The 17,698-nt window shown below is 51.6% G+C and carries 18 protein-coding genes; 1 reads left to right on the top strand and 17 read right to left on the bottom strand.

What is annotated here, in order from left to right; genetic code table 11:
- Positions 1-16: 16 nt before the first annotated feature.
- The 12 genes from AN963_RS02075 to AN963_RS02020 form a co-directional block, all read right to left on the bottom strand.
- On the bottom strand, positions 17-433 hold the full coding sequence (locus AN963_RS02075; RefSeq protein ID WP_055742904.1) for a MaoC/PaaZ C-terminal domain-containing protein: 417 nt from the start codon (positions 431-433) through the stop codon (positions 17-19).
- 15 nt (positions 434-448) lie between these two features.
- On the bottom strand, positions 449-877 hold the full coding sequence (locus tag AN963_RS02070; protein WP_055742903.1) for a MaoC family dehydratase N-terminal domain-containing protein: 429 nt from the start codon (positions 875-877) through the stop codon (positions 449-451).
- 39 nt (positions 878-916) lie between these two features.
- Positions 917-2,086: an acyl-CoA dehydrogenase family protein gene (locus tag AN963_RS02065; protein WP_055742902.1), complete on the bottom strand. Its 1,170-nt coding sequence runs from the start codon at positions 2,084-2,086 to the stop codon at positions 917-919.
- Positions 2,087-2,123: 37 nt separating this feature from the next.
- Positions 2,124-2,882 carry a beta-ketoacyl-ACP reductase gene (locus AN963_RS02060; protein WP_055742901.1) on the bottom strand — a complete coding sequence of 253 codons (759 nt, stop codon included), beginning with the start codon at positions 2,880-2,882 and terminating at the stop codon, positions 2,124-2,126.
- The gene (locus tag AN963_RS02055; RefSeq protein ID WP_269084387.1) at positions 2,879-3,829 is read right to left on the bottom strand and encodes an MBL fold metallo-hydrolase; all 951 of its coding nucleotides are present in this window, start codon (positions 3,827-3,829) and stop codon (positions 2,879-2,881) included. Before AN963_RS02055 ends, AN963_RS02060 begins: the two co-directional genes overlap by 4 nt.
- Before the next feature lie 228 nt (positions 3,830-4,057).
- Positions 4,058-5,809: a sigma-54 interaction domain-containing protein gene (locus tag AN963_RS02050; protein WP_055742899.1), complete on the bottom strand. Its 1,752-nt coding sequence runs from the start codon at positions 5,807-5,809 to the stop codon at positions 4,058-4,060.
- Positions 5,810-5,920: 111 nt separating this feature from the next.
- On the bottom strand, positions 5,921-6,808 hold the full coding sequence (locus AN963_RS02045) for a R2-like ligand-binding oxidase (RefSeq protein WP_055742898.1): 888 nt from the start codon (positions 6,806-6,808) through the stop codon (positions 5,921-5,923).
- Between the two features lie 39 nt (positions 6,809-6,847).
- A complete protein-coding gene (locus AN963_RS02040) occupies positions 6,848-7,660 on the bottom strand; it encodes an alpha/beta fold hydrolase (protein ID WP_055742897.1) in 813 nt (270 codons plus the stop codon).
- A 24-nt stretch (positions 7,661-7,684) separates the two neighbouring features.
- Entirely contained in the window at positions 7,685-8,938 is a 1,254-nt protein-coding gene (locus AN963_RS02035) for an LLM class flavin-dependent oxidoreductase (RefSeq protein ID WP_055742896.1), read from the bottom strand.
- A gap of 43 nt (positions 8,939-8,981) precedes the next feature.
- The gene (locus AN963_RS02030) at positions 8,982-9,917 is read right to left on the bottom strand and encodes an alpha/beta hydrolase (RefSeq protein ID WP_055742895.1); all 936 of its coding nucleotides are present in this window, start codon (positions 9,915-9,917) and stop codon (positions 8,982-8,984) included.
- Positions 9,914-11,134: an iron-containing alcohol dehydrogenase gene (locus AN963_RS02025; RefSeq protein ID WP_055742894.1), complete on the bottom strand. Its 1,221-nt coding sequence runs from the start codon at positions 11,132-11,134 to the stop codon at positions 9,914-9,916. The genes AN963_RS02030 and AN963_RS02025 overlap by 4 nt, the downstream gene beginning before the upstream one ends.
- A gap of 19 nt (positions 11,135-11,153) precedes the next feature.
- The gene (locus AN963_RS02020) at positions 11,154-12,665 is read right to left on the bottom strand and encodes an aldehyde dehydrogenase family protein (protein ID WP_055742893.1); all 1,512 of its coding nucleotides are present in this window, start codon (positions 12,663-12,665) and stop codon (positions 11,154-11,156) included.
- A 174-nt stretch (positions 12,666-12,839) separates the two neighbouring features.
- Here AN963_RS02020 and AN963_RS02015 point away from each other — a divergent pair, with 174 nt between their 5' ends.
- A complete protein-coding gene (locus tag AN963_RS02015) occupies positions 12,840-13,526 on the top strand; it encodes a helix-turn-helix transcriptional regulator (protein WP_055742892.1) in 687 nt (228 codons plus the stop codon).
- 81 nt (positions 13,527-13,607) lie between these two features.
- Here the strand turns inward: AN963_RS02015 and AN963_RS02010 are convergent, their stop codons facing one another.
- The 5 genes from AN963_RS02010 to moaA form a co-directional block, all read right to left on the bottom strand.
- Entirely contained in the window at positions 13,608-15,023 is a 1,416-nt protein-coding gene (locus AN963_RS02010; protein WP_055742891.1) for an MFS transporter, read from the bottom strand.
- A 181-nt stretch (positions 15,024-15,204) separates the two neighbouring features.
- A complete protein-coding gene (gene rplT / locus AN963_RS02005; RefSeq protein ID WP_055742890.1) occupies positions 15,205-15,564 on the bottom strand; it encodes a 50S ribosomal protein L20 in 360 nt (119 codons plus the stop codon).
- Positions 15,565-15,655: 91 nt separating this feature from the next.
- Positions 15,656-15,853 carry a 50S ribosomal protein L35 gene (gene rpmI, locus AN963_RS02000; protein WP_055742889.1) on the bottom strand — a complete coding sequence of 66 codons (198 nt, stop codon included), beginning with the start codon at positions 15,851-15,853 and terminating at the stop codon, positions 15,656-15,658.
- A gap of 30 nt (positions 15,854-15,883) precedes the next feature.
- Positions 15,884-16,387, bottom strand: a complete 504-nt coding sequence (gene infC / locus AN963_RS01995; protein WP_201783732.1) for a translation initiation factor IF-3 — start codon at positions 16,385-16,387, stop codon at positions 15,884-15,886.
- Positions 16,388-16,662: 275 nt separating this feature from the next.
- On the bottom strand, positions 16,663-17,682 hold the full coding sequence (moaA, locus tag AN963_RS01990) for a GTP 3',8-cyclase MoaA (protein WP_055742888.1): 1,020 nt from the start codon (positions 17,680-17,682) through the stop codon (positions 16,663-16,665).
- Positions 17,683-17,698 lie beyond the last annotated feature (16 nt).

Below are 17,698 nucleotides of genomic sequence, written 5' to 3'. Positions count from 1 at the left end.
GGTCGCACCTCTTTTTCTAAAGCAGGGTCAAGGTAGCTTCTCCACTGGTGAGAGCTTTGCCCGACTCACGCTCTACACCGAGCTGCAATTCGATCTTACCGGCTTCTTTTTTCACCACCTTTGCCCGGCAGGTTAGCACATCACCTGGAAAGACCATTCCCGCAAAGCGCACCTTCAGTTCACTGACAAATGCCGAAGTCCCCGCTAACTGTCCAGCGTACTGTCCCAAAAAGCCCATGCTCAACATGCCGTGTGCAATCGTGCCTGGCAAACCTACCTCGCGTGCCGTCTCCACATCGGTGTGAATCAGGTTGAAATCGCCTGAAGCACCTGCGTACTTGAGCAGCTGGACTTTGCTAATCGCTGGCTTGACCAGTGGTTCCAGCTCATGCCCGACCTCGACATGCGCCCAATCAATCTGTACGGTTTGCATCGCGATCCCCTCCTCTCAACGTAGAATGGTCGTGCTCTTGCTCGTGTACACCAGCCTGCCGTCCAAATCCTCGCCTCTCACTTCTGTCACGAGAAACGTCATCTTGCCGCCTTGCTTCCCTTCTCTCTCGTATACGTCCGCCACGCGACTGACGCAGCGCAGTACGTCGCCAGCCACAATCGGCCGCTCGTAGCTGTACTCTTGTCCCCCATGCAGCACGCGACTTAATTCAAAGCGCACGTTTGGAATGGGGACGCGAAACGTTGTAGGAAAAGTAGGTGGGGCCACGAGGCTGGCATAACCTTGTTGACGGGCAAACGCTTCATCGGTACACAACGGATTGTCGTCACCGATGGCATGCGCGAATGCGCGGATTGCCCCTTTTTCTACCTCAATGGTCGTCGCCTCGCTCGTGCTCCCTACTACTGCGGGATCAATCAGCATGCCACATCCCTCCTTTTTAATTGGTTATTTGTTGCGACCTTATGACAGCAATTCGCCTACTTTTACATTGCCTTTTAGCAAATTGCGGGAAATGATATATCGCTGAATTTCGTCCGTGCCTTCAAAAATGCGCCACAAGCGAATTTCACGGTACCAGCGCTCGATCGGAAGCTCTTTGGTGTAACCCATCCCACCATGAATTTGCAGGACACGGTCAACGACCCGGTCTGCCATGTTGGATCCGTACAGCTTGGCAATGGAAGACTGATGGCGGGCATCCAAACCATTCTCCGCCATCCACGCTGCACGCAAGACGATCCAGCGAGTCGCTTCGATCTCTACAGCTGAGTCGGCAATCATCCATTGAATCGCTTGTCGCTCTGCGATCGGTTTCCCGAATGTATGGCGTGTATTTGCGTAATCAATCCCCATTTGCAGCAATCTCTCAGCCGCTCCCACCGCACGGGCCGGAATCACCCAACGGCCTTGGCCGATCCACTTCATCCCCAGCTCAAAGCCTTTGCCAATCTCGCCCAAGATGTTTTCTTCTGGCACCCGGACGTTATCAAAGACCAAGGATGCCGGGCCCCACTCGCCCATCGTATGGATCGGCTCTGATCTCCAGCCCATGTCACGGTCGACGAGGAAGCAGGTCACTCCGCCGCGTGCTCCTTTTTCCTTGTCCGTGACAGCGAACACCATGGCGAAGTCAGCTTCGTTCCCGTTGGTGATGAATACTTTCTCTCCGTTCAATACCCACTCGTTGCCATCTTTTACAGCAGACATCTTGATGTTCGCCGCATCGGAGCCTGCTCCAGGCTCGGTCAGGGCAAAGCAGGAACGACGCTCTCCCTCGATTGTGGGAATCAAATAGCGTTTCTTTTGCTCTTCGTTGCAATAGTACAAAATGTTGTCAGCCGAGCCGCCAAAGCTGAATGGGACAAAGGTACGCCCTAGCTCCATCGTGATCAGCGCGGTCATGACAGGCCCCAGGTCGGCTCCACCGAATTCTTCTGGTGTATTAATCCCCCAGAAGCCTGCTTCTTTTGCCTTTTGACGAATTTGCCGAACCTCTTCCTTGGTGATTCCATCCCGACCTTCACGCTCATTGCGAAGCACCTGCTGCTCCAGTGGTACCAGCTCGCGTTGAACGAAGTCACGGACAGTCTTTTGCACCATTTTTTGCTCATCGGTCAATGTAAAATCCATTTTTTAATCCCCCTATATGGAAAGTTTGTTTGGAAGCTTAGCGATTTCCACCGTTCACGTAGATGATCTGCCCCGATACGTAGCCCGCTTCGTCGCTGGCGAGGAATGCGACTACGTTGGCCACATCCTCGGGCTGACCGACTCGTCGCAACGGAATACGCTCAGAGGCAAGCTTCTTGTTCTCCTCAAAATCGATTCCGATTCTCTCCGCTGTCGCCTTGGTCATGTCTGTCGCTATGAAACCGGGAGCGACTGCATTCACATTGATGTTGAACGGTCCGAGCTCAATGGCGAGAGTCTTGGTAAAGCCCTGCAGTCCTGCTTTGGCCGCAGAGTAATTGGCCTGCCCGCGATTCCCCAATGCGGACGTACTGCTCGTATTGACGATTTTTCCATAGCCTTGCTTCACCATGTGCTTTTGCGCTGCCTTACTCGCCAGAAAGCTGCCTTTCAGATGGACGTTCATCACTGTGTCCCAGTCGTCCTCCGACATCTTAAACAACAGGTTGTCGCGCAGTACACCTGCGTTATTGACCAGAATGTCGAGACGACCAAAGCGACCGACGACTGCTTCTACCGCTTGGTCTACCTCTTCGGCATTCGCCACGTTGCAGCCGATCGCGATCGCCTCTCCACCTGCTGCTTGAATTTGTTCCACGACCTCCAGACACGCTTCTTCCTTCAGGTCCAGCACGCCTACCTTGGCTCCATCCTGTGCCAGACGCTTGGCCGTCGCTGCCCCAATCCCTCGTCCTGCTCCCGTAACGATGGCGACTCTCCCTTGCAAACGACTCATCTTCTACCGACCTCCTCGTTCGTTTGTACTGCGTAATACCACATCACGCCGTCGCACTGCTCTCGTAAGACACGCGACTGCTCCTGCAACAAATCCAGATGACCCTGCACCTCTGACAAGCCGAGGAACAAGGCGTTATCCTGTAGCCAAGGAAACATCTCCTTGCAAATTTGCATGACGTTGCGTGGCCGATCCGCCAGCAATGTTGTGATTTTGTCGCATCGTTCTGCCTGTTCCCGTCGCCGTTGGTCAATGAGCTGGCGATGGTCAGTGAACGGAGCACCATGCCCTGGATAAATCGTGCCAAATGGTAAGTCGTACACCCGCTGAAACGACTCCCTCATCTGCAGCAACGGCTTGGGCCGCTCTAGTTTTGCAGAATCAGGCGGGACAATAAAGGCATTAGCTGATATTTCTTGCAACAGAAAATCACCCACGATCACATCACCAGAAGTTTGATCCCACAAGCAGATATCAGATTGACTGTGTCCCGGGGTATAAATAATCTTCCAGTCTCTCCCCCCAGCGGCCAGCGTGTCTCCATCCTCCAGATAACGAACTTCTCCCCAGGCTTCCTCACGGTACTTTCGATTCCGTGTGAGAATATGCGCTGCCCCACAGTCTTTGATAAATGAATGCATAAATTCTTCTGTCTGCAAAAACTCTTTCTCACCGCTCGCAAGCGTCTTTTTGGCCTGCGCGTGCACATAGACAGGGATATGATTTTCCTGCAGGATCGTCTGGACGCCGCCGTAGTGATCTGTGTGCATGTGTGTTACAACGATTTGCTCCAGATCTCGAAAGGAGAAGCCTGCCTCGTTCATCCCTTCCCTCAGCTCTTGTATGGAGGTGGGTAAATGCGTCCCGGAATCCACCAAGGTGACAGGGGACTGCGGTAAAATGAAGGCGTTTACATTTCCTTTCGCAAAAGTCGTGGTTAGTTTGATTGGAATGACACTCGTACCGATTCACCCCCCTCCATCGGATCTATCGCTGAACGAAGTCCATGTACGGATCGCCAGCAAAATGACTTTTTCAATATTCTAACTATTGCAAACGTCGTGCCAACCGCCTAACAAGCGGAAAAAAACAGGGGCATCACCCCTGCTTCCATCGAATCATTCATTTTTGACTTAATTCATCGTCAAAATGCAATTCAAATGTGAGTCAATAATTCATTTTTGTATCGCGTGAGCAGCATGAGTCTGCTCTATCTCCAGATGATCTATAAAATGGGTCGTCGTCAAATTGTACTTCTTCAGCTTGCGGACGATCGTTGCCTGCGAGGTTCCCAGCTCTTCTGCCAGCTTGTAGGTGCTATGGAAATGCTGCACAGCCATCGCAAGCACCTCTTTTTCCGCGATTTCTGCGGCTTCCTTTAGCGGAATGAGCCGCGAGAAAGTCAGGGTCGTCCGATCCTGCTCCCGATATTCGTCCGGCAGCTCCTTGATCGTGATGACTTTGGAAGGAACCGTCAAGATCAGCCGCTCTACCAAGTTGGACAGCTCTCTGACATTCCCGGACCAATGGTGGCGATAGAAAAACTCCTGCATGCAGGGGCCAAATTGCTTGGACAGCTCGTATTTACTATTGAGCTTGTGGAGAAAAAAACGGACCAGTGGCAAAATGTCAGGTTTTCGCTCCCGCAAAGCAGGAATCACAATCGGAATGACGTTTAATCGGTAATATAAGTCCTCACGAAACGTTCCTTGTTTGACCATCTGTTTCAAGTCTCTGTTTGTGGCGGCGATCAGGCGAACGTCTACTTCTTTTGACTTCGTGGCCCCTATTCGCTGGATCTGCTTTTCCTGCAAGACCCGCAGTAGCTTGACCTGCAGCGCCATGGGGAGCTCTCCCACCTCATCCAGAAACAGCACCCCTTTATCCGCTTGTTCAAAAATGCCTCGTTTCCCCGTACGGCTGGCACCTGTAAACGATCCGGGCTCATAACCAAACAGCTCAGACTCCAGCAAGTCATGAGGAATAGCGCCACAATTGATTTTGACGAACTCCCCGCGATCCCTTCGTTGACTCGCTTGATAGATATGACGCGCCAGAACGTCCTTTCCAACCCCTGTTTCCCCGAGAATCAAGACGGTGGCATCGACATTGGAAATGCGATTCGCCATATCGTAGATTTCTACCATTTGCTTGCTTTCTACGATAACGCCAGGGTCTGGGAGACCTTTCGTCTGCAGCTTCTCTAGCACTTTTTTGTACTCGTTGTTCTCCTCCAATGCACGAATCAGCTCTTGATGGAGCCTGTTTTGTTTGGAGAGATCTCGAACGTAGGTGATTACTTTTTCAATCTTGCCCTTTTCATCAAAAATCGGAATCGCTGTTTTCAGTGTGTTTTGGTTGGAATCACTCACCCGTGGGGCTGTACGGACCGGCTTTCCTTGCTCAACCACTCGAAATGTGAGCATTTCCTTCAACAGTCCGATCGCCATAAGATCACGTACATTTTTCCCAATGAACGCTTCCTTGGGAAATCCTGAAAAGCGCTTGATGGCCCTGTTCGTCCGCAGCGTCATTCCATCCGGATTGGTGATGTAGATCACATCCTCTGAGCTCTCCATGACCGCGTCCAATTCACGCTCCAGCTCCAGTGCCTGTTGTTTGAGCGCACTCGGATAGCTGCCGTCCATGATGATCCACATGGTACTCGCATGCTCTTCCTGAGGCTGCTGGCGCGCAAGCAAAAACGGCTGACTGCGATGTCGGGCGAGCACCAGATTCGCATCCCACTCCTCCCACGAATCAAAGAACGCCATCAGATTCATCCCTTGCAGCGTACTATGCTCCGTCTCCAGTTCTTTCGTGACGGCGAGCTTGTGAAACCGTTCGTTCCCGCTCTCCATCGTAAGATCTCCCCGTGTCAACACCACAGGAAATGGGATAACCTCCAGCCAGTCTCGGAAATGCATCGTACATGCTCCCTCCTTCAACATCTCGCTATGGGTCAGAGTTGGATTGGAATGTGTCACGTTCAAACGGGAAAAGGAGCCCTGGTTCAGGCTCCAAAAATGCGGCTCTCCCTATACATCCACCGCTGTCTTCGTTTGCTTATACAGCTCTTCTATCGTTTGCCCTTTTGCCCGTGCCAGCACTTCCATGCGCACCGCCAATTGCTTTTTGGAAAATTGCTGCAGATCATCGACACGGACACCGTATGCACTTGACTTCCTTGTCGGATCGATGCCTTGATAGAGCTGACTCGCTAACGGGGCTAACTCTGTCATCTTATTGACGATCACATCGTATACGTGAGGGTGTTCACAAATGAGCCGCTGCAAGAGGAACGTGCCGTAGCTGATATGACGCGACTCATCCGTCTTGAGGTAGCCGATTCCTTTCATCAGTCCCGGCATCACACCCGCTTTGCTCAATCCTTCATAGAAGGCATAATAACCTGTCTCGGCCAGAACCCCCTCTACGAACATGTTGTAGACAGTGGAGGCTTCCGCTACCGCTTCTGGTGACTGGTCCGTCAACAGGCGATTCAGAGCAGTGGGCAGAATGTCATGGAAGATCTTTTTGTAGACATCCCCGTGAAATTGGTTCAAGTCTCTTTTTTCACCGATTGTATCCACGACCAGACGGAAAAACTCGGTATGCTTTGCCTCTTCAAACAAGAATGTGGTCAAAAACATCTCTTCCTCGAGACGACCTTCCTTTGCAATGACCATGATCAATGGCAAAAGATCTAAGGTAACCGCCTCTTCTCCTCCCAAGAAGCCAGCGATCCGCCCCAAGGTCTCATTCTTCTGTTCCTCAGTCATATTGGCATAGTCTTCACGATCTTGTGAGAAATCGATATCTTGGGGATTCCACATGCCAAACCGTTTTGCTTTCTGGTACAGCTGATACGGCAATGACTCCGTATTTAACCCTCTCTGACTGGTAGAAATAAAATCTTGTCTCATCGTAACCCTCCTATCGTCCTTTTGATACAAGGCAATTCCTTACCCTCTCGCTTCTACCTTTTCTGAAACATGTAGGAAATGTTGGATCGCACTCAAGACTTGCTCGGTCTGCTCCAAATTCACCAGATGAGCCGCCTGATCGATTATTGCCAGCTCGGAATGGGCGATGCGATTGCGAAAATCATCTGCGTACGAAACAGGCATGAAGCGATCTTGCTGCCCCCAAATCAACAGCGTCGGTGCTTTGATGCGGTGAATACGATGCTTTAATCCTTTATCAGGGATCGGCCATAGAAACTTGGCGGCTGCCTGCATGTTCTGCATCCGGTGAATCGTCGCTTCGATGCGTTCCTCTGGCTGACTCGGCATATACCGAAGCATTTCGGCTACGGGCGAAGACGGGTCCGCTACCATCATGTTCGCCAGTTCGTGCGGAAGCATGGCGAACATATCCGGCACAGGCTCCTCCTCTTTAAACAATCCCGCTGGTGCAATCGCGACAATCTGTTTGATTCGGCTCTGGTCCGTCGCAGCCAGCTCCAGTGCGATCATTCCCCCGAGCGAATGTCCAATCACGGTAGCAGATTCCAGTCCCAAACCATCAAACAGATCGTAGTAGCACAGGATCAAATCCCACAGGTCACGGATGTTCTCCAGCCCGGAAGATTGTGCAGTTCCTGGCATGTGCGGTGCGATTACCTGATAATGATTGGACAATTCATCAAGAAACGGATCCCACACGAGACCTCCCGCACCGTGCAGGTAGACGACAGGCTCCCCTTGGCCTGCTACTTGCACGGCAAAGGTGACATTCTCATTTGCCTGAATCAACTGCTCTATTGGTTGAGCCACCCGCTCCCCCTCCTCTTCCGTGTGCTACCTCTGGACGGTAGCTTCCTCCACCTGCTCCTCTGCATATCCTTTTGGCCAGTAATGGGAGTGATCCCATTCGCTGAAAATAGAGCTCAAATGCGGTTTTACTTCCTCTGCGAACAGCTGCATGTTCTTCTGGACGAGCCAGTGTGGCATAGAGCCGATATGAAACAGACAGACGACATTGCCGACCCGCATATCTTGCAAACTCTCCCGCATAATGTCCCGAACGGTAGCAGGTGACCCCGCCACGATGAACCCGTGATCGATCAGATCTTGCCAGCCCATTCCATCCTTCAGCATCTGACTCGCACTTTTTTGTGTCCCGTCAAATTGGGAAGTGAGGCCTGCGCGCAAGCTTTTCACGGTACGGTACCCCGGGGCTTCGGCTACGCGTCTGTCCACATGCAAGCATTTGTTGAAGAAATAGCGCACGTGCTCCTCGTAGTCGATCTGCGCCCGCTCATCGGTTTCCGAGACGCAAATGATCTGGCAATACCCAGCTTTGTATGGGTTGCGATCCGCCCCCAGCTCGTCGTTTCGCTCCCAGAACGGACCCATCACTTTTTTAGCGTACTTGTGACCAAAATAGCTCAAATAGGAGAACGAGTAGTTGTGGTTGATCGAAAAATCGTACGTCTCTATGCTCCCGCCACCTGGAATCCAGACTGGCGGATGTGGTCGCTGAGCCGGACGAGGCCACGGATTGATGTATCGGAATTGATTGTACTTGCCGTTGTACGTCAGGATATCATCGCTCTTCCACGTCTTCATGATGAGATCATGTGCCTCGTAATAACGCTCCCGTAGCTCAGCAGGATTGATACCGTAAGCGTAGTTTTGGTCCATCGACGTCCCTACCGGAAAGCCCGCAATAAACTTGCCTCCTGAGAGGACATCGAGCATCGCCATCTCCTCCGCCACGCGAATGGGGGGATTGTAGGAAGCCAGGCTGTTTCCCAGGACGATCAGGCTTGTTTTGTCACTGTTCCGTACCTTGCGAGATAGGATCGAGCCCATCAGATTGGGCGAAGGCATCAGTCCATAGGCATTGCTATGGTGCTCATTCACTCCGATCGCATCGTAGCCGAGATCTACCGCAAACTCGAGCTCATCCAGATAATCGTGGTACATGCGATGACCTTTTTTAGGATCATACAGCTCTTTGGGTGGTGTGACCCAGACGCTCGGGTACGTATTCTCGAAATCGGCAGGCAAATCTCGATAAGGCATCAAATGAAAGGCGACAAACTTCATCGGCGACTCCCCCCTTTGCGATCACATCGTTCATCCATTTACTTTACAGCCGCTCAAAAACCGAACGCAGACGACTAGATACTTGTGAAACGGCTTGCGCACCTTGGTCCATGATGCCTGCCATCCAGAAGAAACCGTGAATCATGCCATCATAGCGAGTGAGCTCGACAGACACTCCTGCCTTCTTCAGTCTTTCGGCGTACATTTCTCCTTCATCTCGGAGCGGATCGTATTCTGCCGTGATGACCAGCGCAGGCGGCAGTCCACTCAGATCTTCTGCTAGCAACGGGGACACTCGTACGTCCGTTTTCTCTTCCTCCGTATTCAGGTACTGCTGGAAAAACCATTGCATACTGTCCGCCGTGAGGAAGTAGCCTTCGCCATTTTCCCGATAAGACTCTGTGTCACAGCCTACTTGTGTGACTGGATAAATAAGTACCTGGAGCGAGATCTCTGGGCAGCCACGCTCTTTTGCCAGCTGCGAGATGACCGCTGCCAGGTTTCCTCCCGCGCTATCTCCCCCTACTGCGAGACGGGACGCATCCCCATTCAATTCCTGGGCGTGCTCGGCTACCCATTGCACAGCTGCGTAGCAATCCTCCACCGGTATAGGAAATTTATGCTCGGGAGCCAAGCGGTAATTCACGGAAGCCACGACACTCTCCGACTCGTGGGCAATATTTCGGCAGAGCGTATCTACCGTCTCTACATCCCCGATGACCCAACCACCGCCGTGAAAATAGACAAACAGCGGGAAGGTTCCGGCACCTTCCGGGGTGTAAAGGCGCAGCTCGATCTCTCCTCCATCCACCGGAATCATTCGGCTCTCCACTTTGGCCAGTGTCTTCGGCTCTCCAGACAGGGCCTTCAAGCCCGCAGTGCGCTCGCGGTTTTCTTCTGGTGTCAGTGTGCTCATGGCGGGCTCTCCTGCGGCAGCCCCCATATCAAGAAACGCTTTTGCCTTCGGGTCGAGTGTCATCGTGCAGCCTCCTCCTCTACGGATAATGGCAAACCTGCTACCTCTTGGGTAATTTTCATAATCGTATCTGGCGGTATCTTGAATGCGAGCGCAGTCGGATCACGGAGCACCGCCGGAACAATCTGCGTCAGGCTTTCCGGATCCAATCCGAATTCTGCAAAAGTGTCAGGCAAGCCGACGGTCGCCCGCAGTTCGCGGATAAACGCGATGACCTGCTGTAGACACTCCTGTGGCTCGACATCGCGAGCGGATAGCCCCAGCGCTTCCGCGAACCCGTTGATTTTTGGCAAGTATAATTGCGGCAAGGCAGCCATCACATTCGGAAGCAGAACGGCATTCGCCAATCCATGCGGAATCCCGAACTTCGCTCCAAACGCATGTGCCATATTGTGTACCGGGATTGCCGTAATCGCGAGACTGAAGGAGGTGATCGCCATGGAGCTCGCCATCAGCATGTTCGCTCTCGCTTGCAGATCAGCTCCGGAAGACACAGCCATCGGCAAATTTTCCACGATCATTCTCGTCGCTTGCAGGGCAAAGGCGTCTGTCATGGGATTGGCTCGTGGTGAGAAATAGGCCTCGACCGCGTGGGTGAGCGCATCGTATCCAGTAAAGGCTGTGATTTTCGGTGGAAGTCCGACCGTCAGCTCAGGATCGAGAACGGCGATATCCGCATTGATAAATGGACTGGACAGATTGGTTTTGATTTTTAGCTGATCGTTGTACACGACTGCGATAGGAGACACTTCTGCACCCGTCCCTGCCGTGGTCGGTATCGCGATATGCGGAATGGGGATCGGCTGTGCTTTGGGCCACATTTCCCTCGTCGTCCCCTGCATCAGGTCGCGAATGTCATGATGCCTTTTATGCAGCAACCACTTCGTCGCCTTGCACGCATCTAGAACGCTTCCTCCCCCGACGGATATCAGCGCATCTGCCTGACATTCCTTTACAAATCGGGCTGCCTTATTTACGTTTTCCGCCTTGGCATCTTGCTCGATCTCATCAAATACGCCTACTAATTGCACAGGACCAGGCATCAGCTCGAACAACTCCTTGATTTTGTCCGTGATGCCTGCACGATTGAGACCCTGATCGGTAAAAAGCACGGCCCGCTTTGCTCCCAGCCCCCGCAATAGCTCTGGCAGCAACGTTCGTGTCCCTGCCCCGCTGATTATTTCTGTCCTAACCCCATAACGAGTGAATGCTGTCGTCATACGCTCACCTGCCCTCCTCTTAAAATAACATCCCTGCCCACGGACGCTGCTTCAGCTCTGGTGCCAAAGCTGCATGGACATGCTTCACCTGAGTATATTCCTCCAACACGTGACGACCCAGCTCACGGCCAAATCCGCTCTGCTTGTATCCGCCAAAAGGAGCATCCGGTCGCATCGCGTGCCAGTCATTGATCCAGACCGTACCTGCTCGCAGTTCCCGACCGATTTTCAAGGCCTTATTGGCATCCCTGCTCCACACGCCGGCAGCCAGACCAAAAATGGTATCGTTGGCTATTTCAATGGCTTCCTCTACCGTCGAATAACGAATGACGGAAGCAACTGGCCCAAATATCTCTTCCCGAGCGATTCTCATATCGTTGCGCACATCTGCGAAAACGGTTGGCTCCACATAGTACCCGCGTGCAAGCTCTCCTTTTGTAGCACGCTTGCCACCGCAGACCAGGCGCGCGCCTTCGTCAACACCCGTTTGGATATATCCGAGCACGGTATCCAACTGATGGCGTGACACCAATGGCCCCATACCAGTCGTCGCATCCAGCGGGTTACCGAGCTTGACCTTGGAAGCCAGCTGCGCCAGTCGTTCCAGTACCTCATCGTACAAGGAATCGTGAACGAGAATGCGCGTACCGGACTCGCATACTTGTCCCGAGTGTAGGCAAAATCCATACAGGAGTCCCGGAACAGTGAGGTCGAGATCCGCATCAGGCAACACAATAGCCGGTGATTTCCCGCCCAGCTCCAGGGTGACGCGCTTGACAGTCCCCGAAGCCAACTCCATGATCCGTCGACCTACCTCCGTGGATCCCGTAAACGCTACTTTATCCACCCTCGGATCCTTCACCAGTGCTTCCCCAATACTCGCACCTGGTCCCGCTATGACATTAAACACCCCTGCCGGAATTCCTGACTCTATTGCCAGCTCGGCTAGCTTCAAGGTCGACAGTGGCGTATAGGACGCGGGCTTGACCACGATCGAATTGCCCATCGCCAAGGCCGGTGCGAGCTTCCACATCGCCAATATCATCGGAAAATTCCAAGGAGTGATGGCAGCAACTACTCCAAGTGGCTCTCGCCAGACCTGATTGTTGCTCGCCCCCGTCATCGCCAGACCCTCCACATAAGGAAACTCCAGCGCAAAAGCGGCTGTTTGCTGAAGAACGAAGGCAATTCCTAAAATGTCTGTGCTCATGGCTCGTCGTATCGTCGCCCCTGAGCTGATGACTTCCAGGTACGCCAGCTCCTGCCCATGCTCCATGATCTTGCGAGCAAAGCGATTCAAAATATCTGCGCGCTCCTTTGGTGTTTTTCGAGACCAGACCCCCGAATCATACACCTGCCTCGCCGTCGCAACCGCAGCTTCGACGTCTTCCAATCCTGCCTTGGCGACACGTGCCGCAACTTCTCCTGTAGCCGGATTGATCACATCAAACGTCTCTTTGCTGGCAGCTGGTGTCCATGTACCATTGATGAACAACTGGTAGTCCAGTGCCTGGTGTGTGGTGGCTGTCATGACTATCCCTCCTTTTATTGTCGAATTATTCCGAATATAGATTCTTTACGCATGGATAAGCATTTTGTTAAAATGAAAGCGCTACATTTTTATTATATGTCGTGACAAAAAACGGATATATCCCCAAAAAACAGGTAGTGCACGACCCCTAATATGGAGGGAGGCTGTCACTCCATGGTCAGTCCAGCTTTGCGAGAGTATATCCAACGCATCGAAATGGCTCCTCATCACGAAGAAAAATTAGTGCTTACCGTTCGCGGATTCATTGACCTGTTTCCTTTTATGGGTGCTGTCCTGTACAACTATTCCATGCTCAGCCAAATGGGTGAAGGCTTGCTCCGGGCAAATGCCGAGGGACTGCATTCCATTCGGGATCAGCGCGAAGACATCCGCAATATGCCCCCCATTTATTCTGCCATCCGTGAAAAGCGAGCCGTCCTGCTCGATTCCGTTCTCATCAGGCAAATTCCAGCGAAGTATGTACACGGCGCCACCTACGCACTCGTCGTCCCTATTTTCCACGGTGCCAACGTGATTGGTTACGCTGGCATTTCCGGACATCCGGACGGCTGTGACGGGATCAACAGCAGTCTGGTGCACGCGATCAGCTTCTACGGTGAACAGGTAGGAAAGGCATTGGCCACTGATTCACTCATGGCCAAATCAGTCAAATTGACCAAGCGCGAAGTAGAAGTATTGCAACGGATGTCTTGGGGTGAGAGCATCAAGGAGATGGCTGACCGCATCGGCATCAGCGAATTTACCGTCCAAGATTACGTCAAGTCGGCCTTAAAAAAATTAGGTGCCCAAAATCGGACCCAAGGAGTCGCTGACGCACTACGGCGAAGAATTATTCATTAATCACCTGACATGTCTGTGCTTCTTATCCAAAAGAACAACCGGCGCCTCTCGTCACGGAGCCGGCTGTTCTTTTCCTTTTTCTTACGAGTCCACCGCAGTCGGTATCCGCCCTGATAACGGGCGTTTGAACCAAGGACCCTTGCCCAAGCAGAGCAGAGGTATATAGATGATCGCGCCTATCAGCGTAATCCACAACCACGTATCCCACCCGTATCGTACGGCGATCAGATTGAGCGGTATCGCGGAGATGATGGCATATATACGGAGTACGAAGCTCCATACTGCCCAGCCCGATGCCTGTATTCCTCCATGCAGGTCTTCGAGGTTTTCTGAATAGAGTGCCATCCAAGGGCTATAGGCAAACCCGAGACATCCTCCCATCAAGGAGATCAGCAAAATCATCGTCGTTTCTGAAACGGGATTGTGCATGGTGAGGATCCAGATGCTCATTACCGCAATCATTCCGAGAACACCTATCAGCGAAATTACTTTTCGGAGTTGGAGTTTATCCGAAATGTAACCGCTTACAATTAGGGTAACGAGACTGAACAACCAGAAAAATTGGGAGACGAAGGCTGCTCTGGCTGGCATGTAACCAAAAGCCTGGACAAGAATCAACGGCCCGTAGGAGGCAAGGGTCAGATACAGCATCAAGAAGAATGTACAGCCGATAGCCAAAGCCCAAATGTGCTTTTGCTTCATGGCGAGTCGGAGTGTCTGCATAGGAGTCATCGCGTGCGAGCCTGTGGCATCTTCCACCTTTCCACTTATCGCTTGGCTCGTTGTCTTGGTTGCCTTCCGTTCAAATTCAGGCTGTGGCTGTACGTTCGGCTTGTTCACCTCATCTGCTGTGGCGCTATTCAGAATCACTTTTTCCCGCAGTCTTGGAGACAGATCGTGTATGGTAAACATGACAAATATGGCGACAATCAGACTTAAAAAGCCAGCAATGTAGAACTGAGATTGCCATGTTCCAAAATACGGCAGTGTGTATCCCGCCACAAGAGCAGCAAAGAAATTGGAGCCGGATGTCCCGTAACTCCAAAATCCAAATGACAACGCTCTCCCCATTCGCGGCGAAAAATCGCGGACTAAGCCTGCAGTTGCCCCGATGAATCCTCCTTCAATAAAATTGAGTACAACCCGCATAAACAATAGGGAACCAAAGGAATTGACGAATATCATTCCAAATACACAAAGAACCGTCAACAACAAACCAGGAACCAGGATCAGCGTGCGTCCGTATCGATCTGACAAGGGACCTCCTAAGAGCGCTCCAAAAGCAGCCGCTACGACAGACAATGAGACGATCAAGCCATACTCAGGATTGGAGATTCCGATATCTTTCAAAATCAATGAAAGCACAGGAGCCATCTGTGACTCGTAGTTCGCCACAAAATTGGCCAATATCACCACAAACAAGAGAAATATTCGCTTTCTCCCCGTAGGATACGCATCCAACTCCCTTACGAAAAACATCCATTTTGGCCTGCTCATTTTTTGCTTACCCTCCCCTTTTTTCTTAATTAACAGAATTTTCTCATTAATTATATCCCGTTAAAAGGACCAGCGATATACCACTGAAACAGGGGGAGGATCTACCTGATTTGGGGGGACCGTTTTTCCTCAAAAAGAAAAAGCCGATCATTCCCAGTAGGGAAGATCGACTTGATTTCTATTACGCGTTCAGTTTGCCTTTTGCAACAGCAGCCAGATCGTTGAAAGCTGCTTTGTCGTTCACAGCCAGGTCAGCCAGCATTTTGCGGTTAACTTCGATGCCAGCTACTTTCAGGCCATGCATGAGACGGCTGTAAGACAGGCCGTTCAGGCGAGCTTGCGCGTTGATACGAGTGATCCACAGTTTGCGGAAATCACGTTTCTTTTGACGACGGTCACGGTATGCGTACAGCAGGGATTTCATTACCTGCGCATTAGCGGATTTAAACAGGCGATGTTTGGAACCGAAGTAACCTTTCGCCAGTTTCAAGATTTTCTTATGACGACGGCGTGTAACAATGCCACCTTTTACTCTTGGCATACTAAACTCCTCCTGGTCTTTCCAGCATGGCGGCCTATCACTAGGCGCTTAGGGAGCTCATGCTGCGTGATGGTGTGTAATAAAGAAAAACTTACAGGTATGTGAGCATTTGCTCCATACGTTTTTGATCGCCTTTGGATACCAGTGAAGCTTTACGCAGGTGGCGTTTCGCTTTTGTGGATTTGTTAGCGAACAAGTGGCTACCAAAAGCGCGGTCGCGCTTCAATTGGCCGCTTCCGGTTTTTTTGAAACGTTTCGCAGCAGCCTTGTTGGTTTTCATTTTAGGCATCTGAAAAATCCTCCTGTCTAAACTACTATCTTACTTTTCCGCTTTCGGAGCCAGAATCATGATCATGCTGCGGCCTTCGATCTTCGGCCTGCGCTCAGGCGAAGCGAGATCTTCACACTGGGCAGCAACACGTTCCATAACGGCAAGTCCGATTTCGGAGTGGGTGATTTCACGTCCACGGAAACGGATCGTACACTTCACCTTGTGTTGATCCTCCAAGAACTTACGGACGTTGCGAAGCTTTGTTTGGAAATCGTGTTCCTCGATGTTGGAAGAGAAACGCACTTCTTTGAGCTCGATGATCTTCTGGTTTTTGCGTGCTTCCTTTTCCTTCTTGGCCTGCTCGTACTTGAACTTTCCATAGTCCATAATACGGCATACAGGCGGCTTGGCTGTAGGAGCAACGTTTACCAGATCCAATTCAGCTTCCTGGGCAATGCGCAAAGCTTCCCTAAAGGCTACGACTCCCAATTGGCTCCCGTCAGCACCGATTAATCGGACTTCACGGGCACGGATCGCTTCGTTAATCAACATTTGATCCTTGCTAATACTTGCCACCCCCGTCAATTTCGAGAAGGAACAAAAATGTGCGAACGCATTTTGCGCCCGCACATATCTCACCTAGCAAATTCATCAGATCCAAGGATCTTTGCGTAAGAGTTACCTGTCAACAGTCATGAATGACGTCGACCCAGGTGAGAAGCTGGGCGCCTCTGCTTGTTCTCGAAGTATGAAGTGTTTCGTGTTTATACACGCTTTTTATAATACAGGGCACATTTCCCTTTGTCAAGCACTGCTTGTGGTTTCTGTCAGCCCCCGATATGGGACATTTCCACCTTGGAGCGCTGTTGTAAGCCTGGCGTGTCGTCCAGCCTTACTTCTGAATAACGTTCGTCGCGCTGCGCCCAGATCTCACGAATCAACTCGCGGATCTCGTCATCGGTCTTTCCCTCACGCAAAGGCTCTCGCAGATCATTGCCAGAGGAGGCGAACAGACAGTTGTACAGCTTGCCCTCTGCAGACAAACGTGCACGTGTGCAGGTAGAACAAAAGGCCTGGGTCACCGACGAAATCAAGCCGATTTCCTGATCCGTTCCCACGTACCGATAGCGCGAGGCTACTTCTCCGTAATAATTGGGATCGATCGGCTCCAATGGCATCTCTTCGTGAATCATGCGGACGATTTCACTGGAAGGAACGACCTGATCCAGCTTCCATCCGTTACTGTTCCCCACATCCATGAATTCGATGAAGCGGAGGGTGTGATTCTGTTCACGGAAGTACCGAGCCATCGGCAAAATATCTTCATCGTTGACACCGCGTTGAACCACCATGTTCATTTTGACAGAAAGCCCAGCCTCGGCTGCGGCTTCGATCCCCTTTAGCACATCCGAAACGTGATAGCCTCTCCCGTTCATTCGTCCAAACCGCTCATCATCCAGGCTATCCAGACTGACCGTTACCCGATCCAGTCCTGCCTCCTTCAGCGCTTTTGCGTGACGAGCAAGGAGCGAGCCATTCGTGGTCATGGCGATATCCTGGACACCCTCTACTTGTCTGATCATTCTAATTAATGTAGGTAAATCTTTCCGCATCAACGGCTCTCCGCCTGTAATCCGGATCTTGCCCACTCCCACCGACGTGAAAATCGTCGTCAATCGCGTAATTTCTTCAAATGAAAGCAGCTTGTGCTGCGGGAGAAATTCAAAATCCGGGCCGAAAATTTCGGCGGGCATACAGTACTGGCAACGAAAATTGCATTTGTCTGTCACGGAAATACGCAGATCTCGGAGAGGGCGATTTCGTGTATCAAGTATTTGCTCTGGCACTGGTGATCACTCTCCT

This window comes from Brevibacillus choshinensis (genome assembly GCF_001420695.1).
Lineage (GTDB): Bacteria > Bacillota > Bacilli > Brevibacillales > Brevibacillaceae > Brevibacillus > Brevibacillus choshinensis.
Note: the sequence above shows the minus strand (reverse complement) of the source record. Positions and strands in the feature narration are given on the sequence as shown.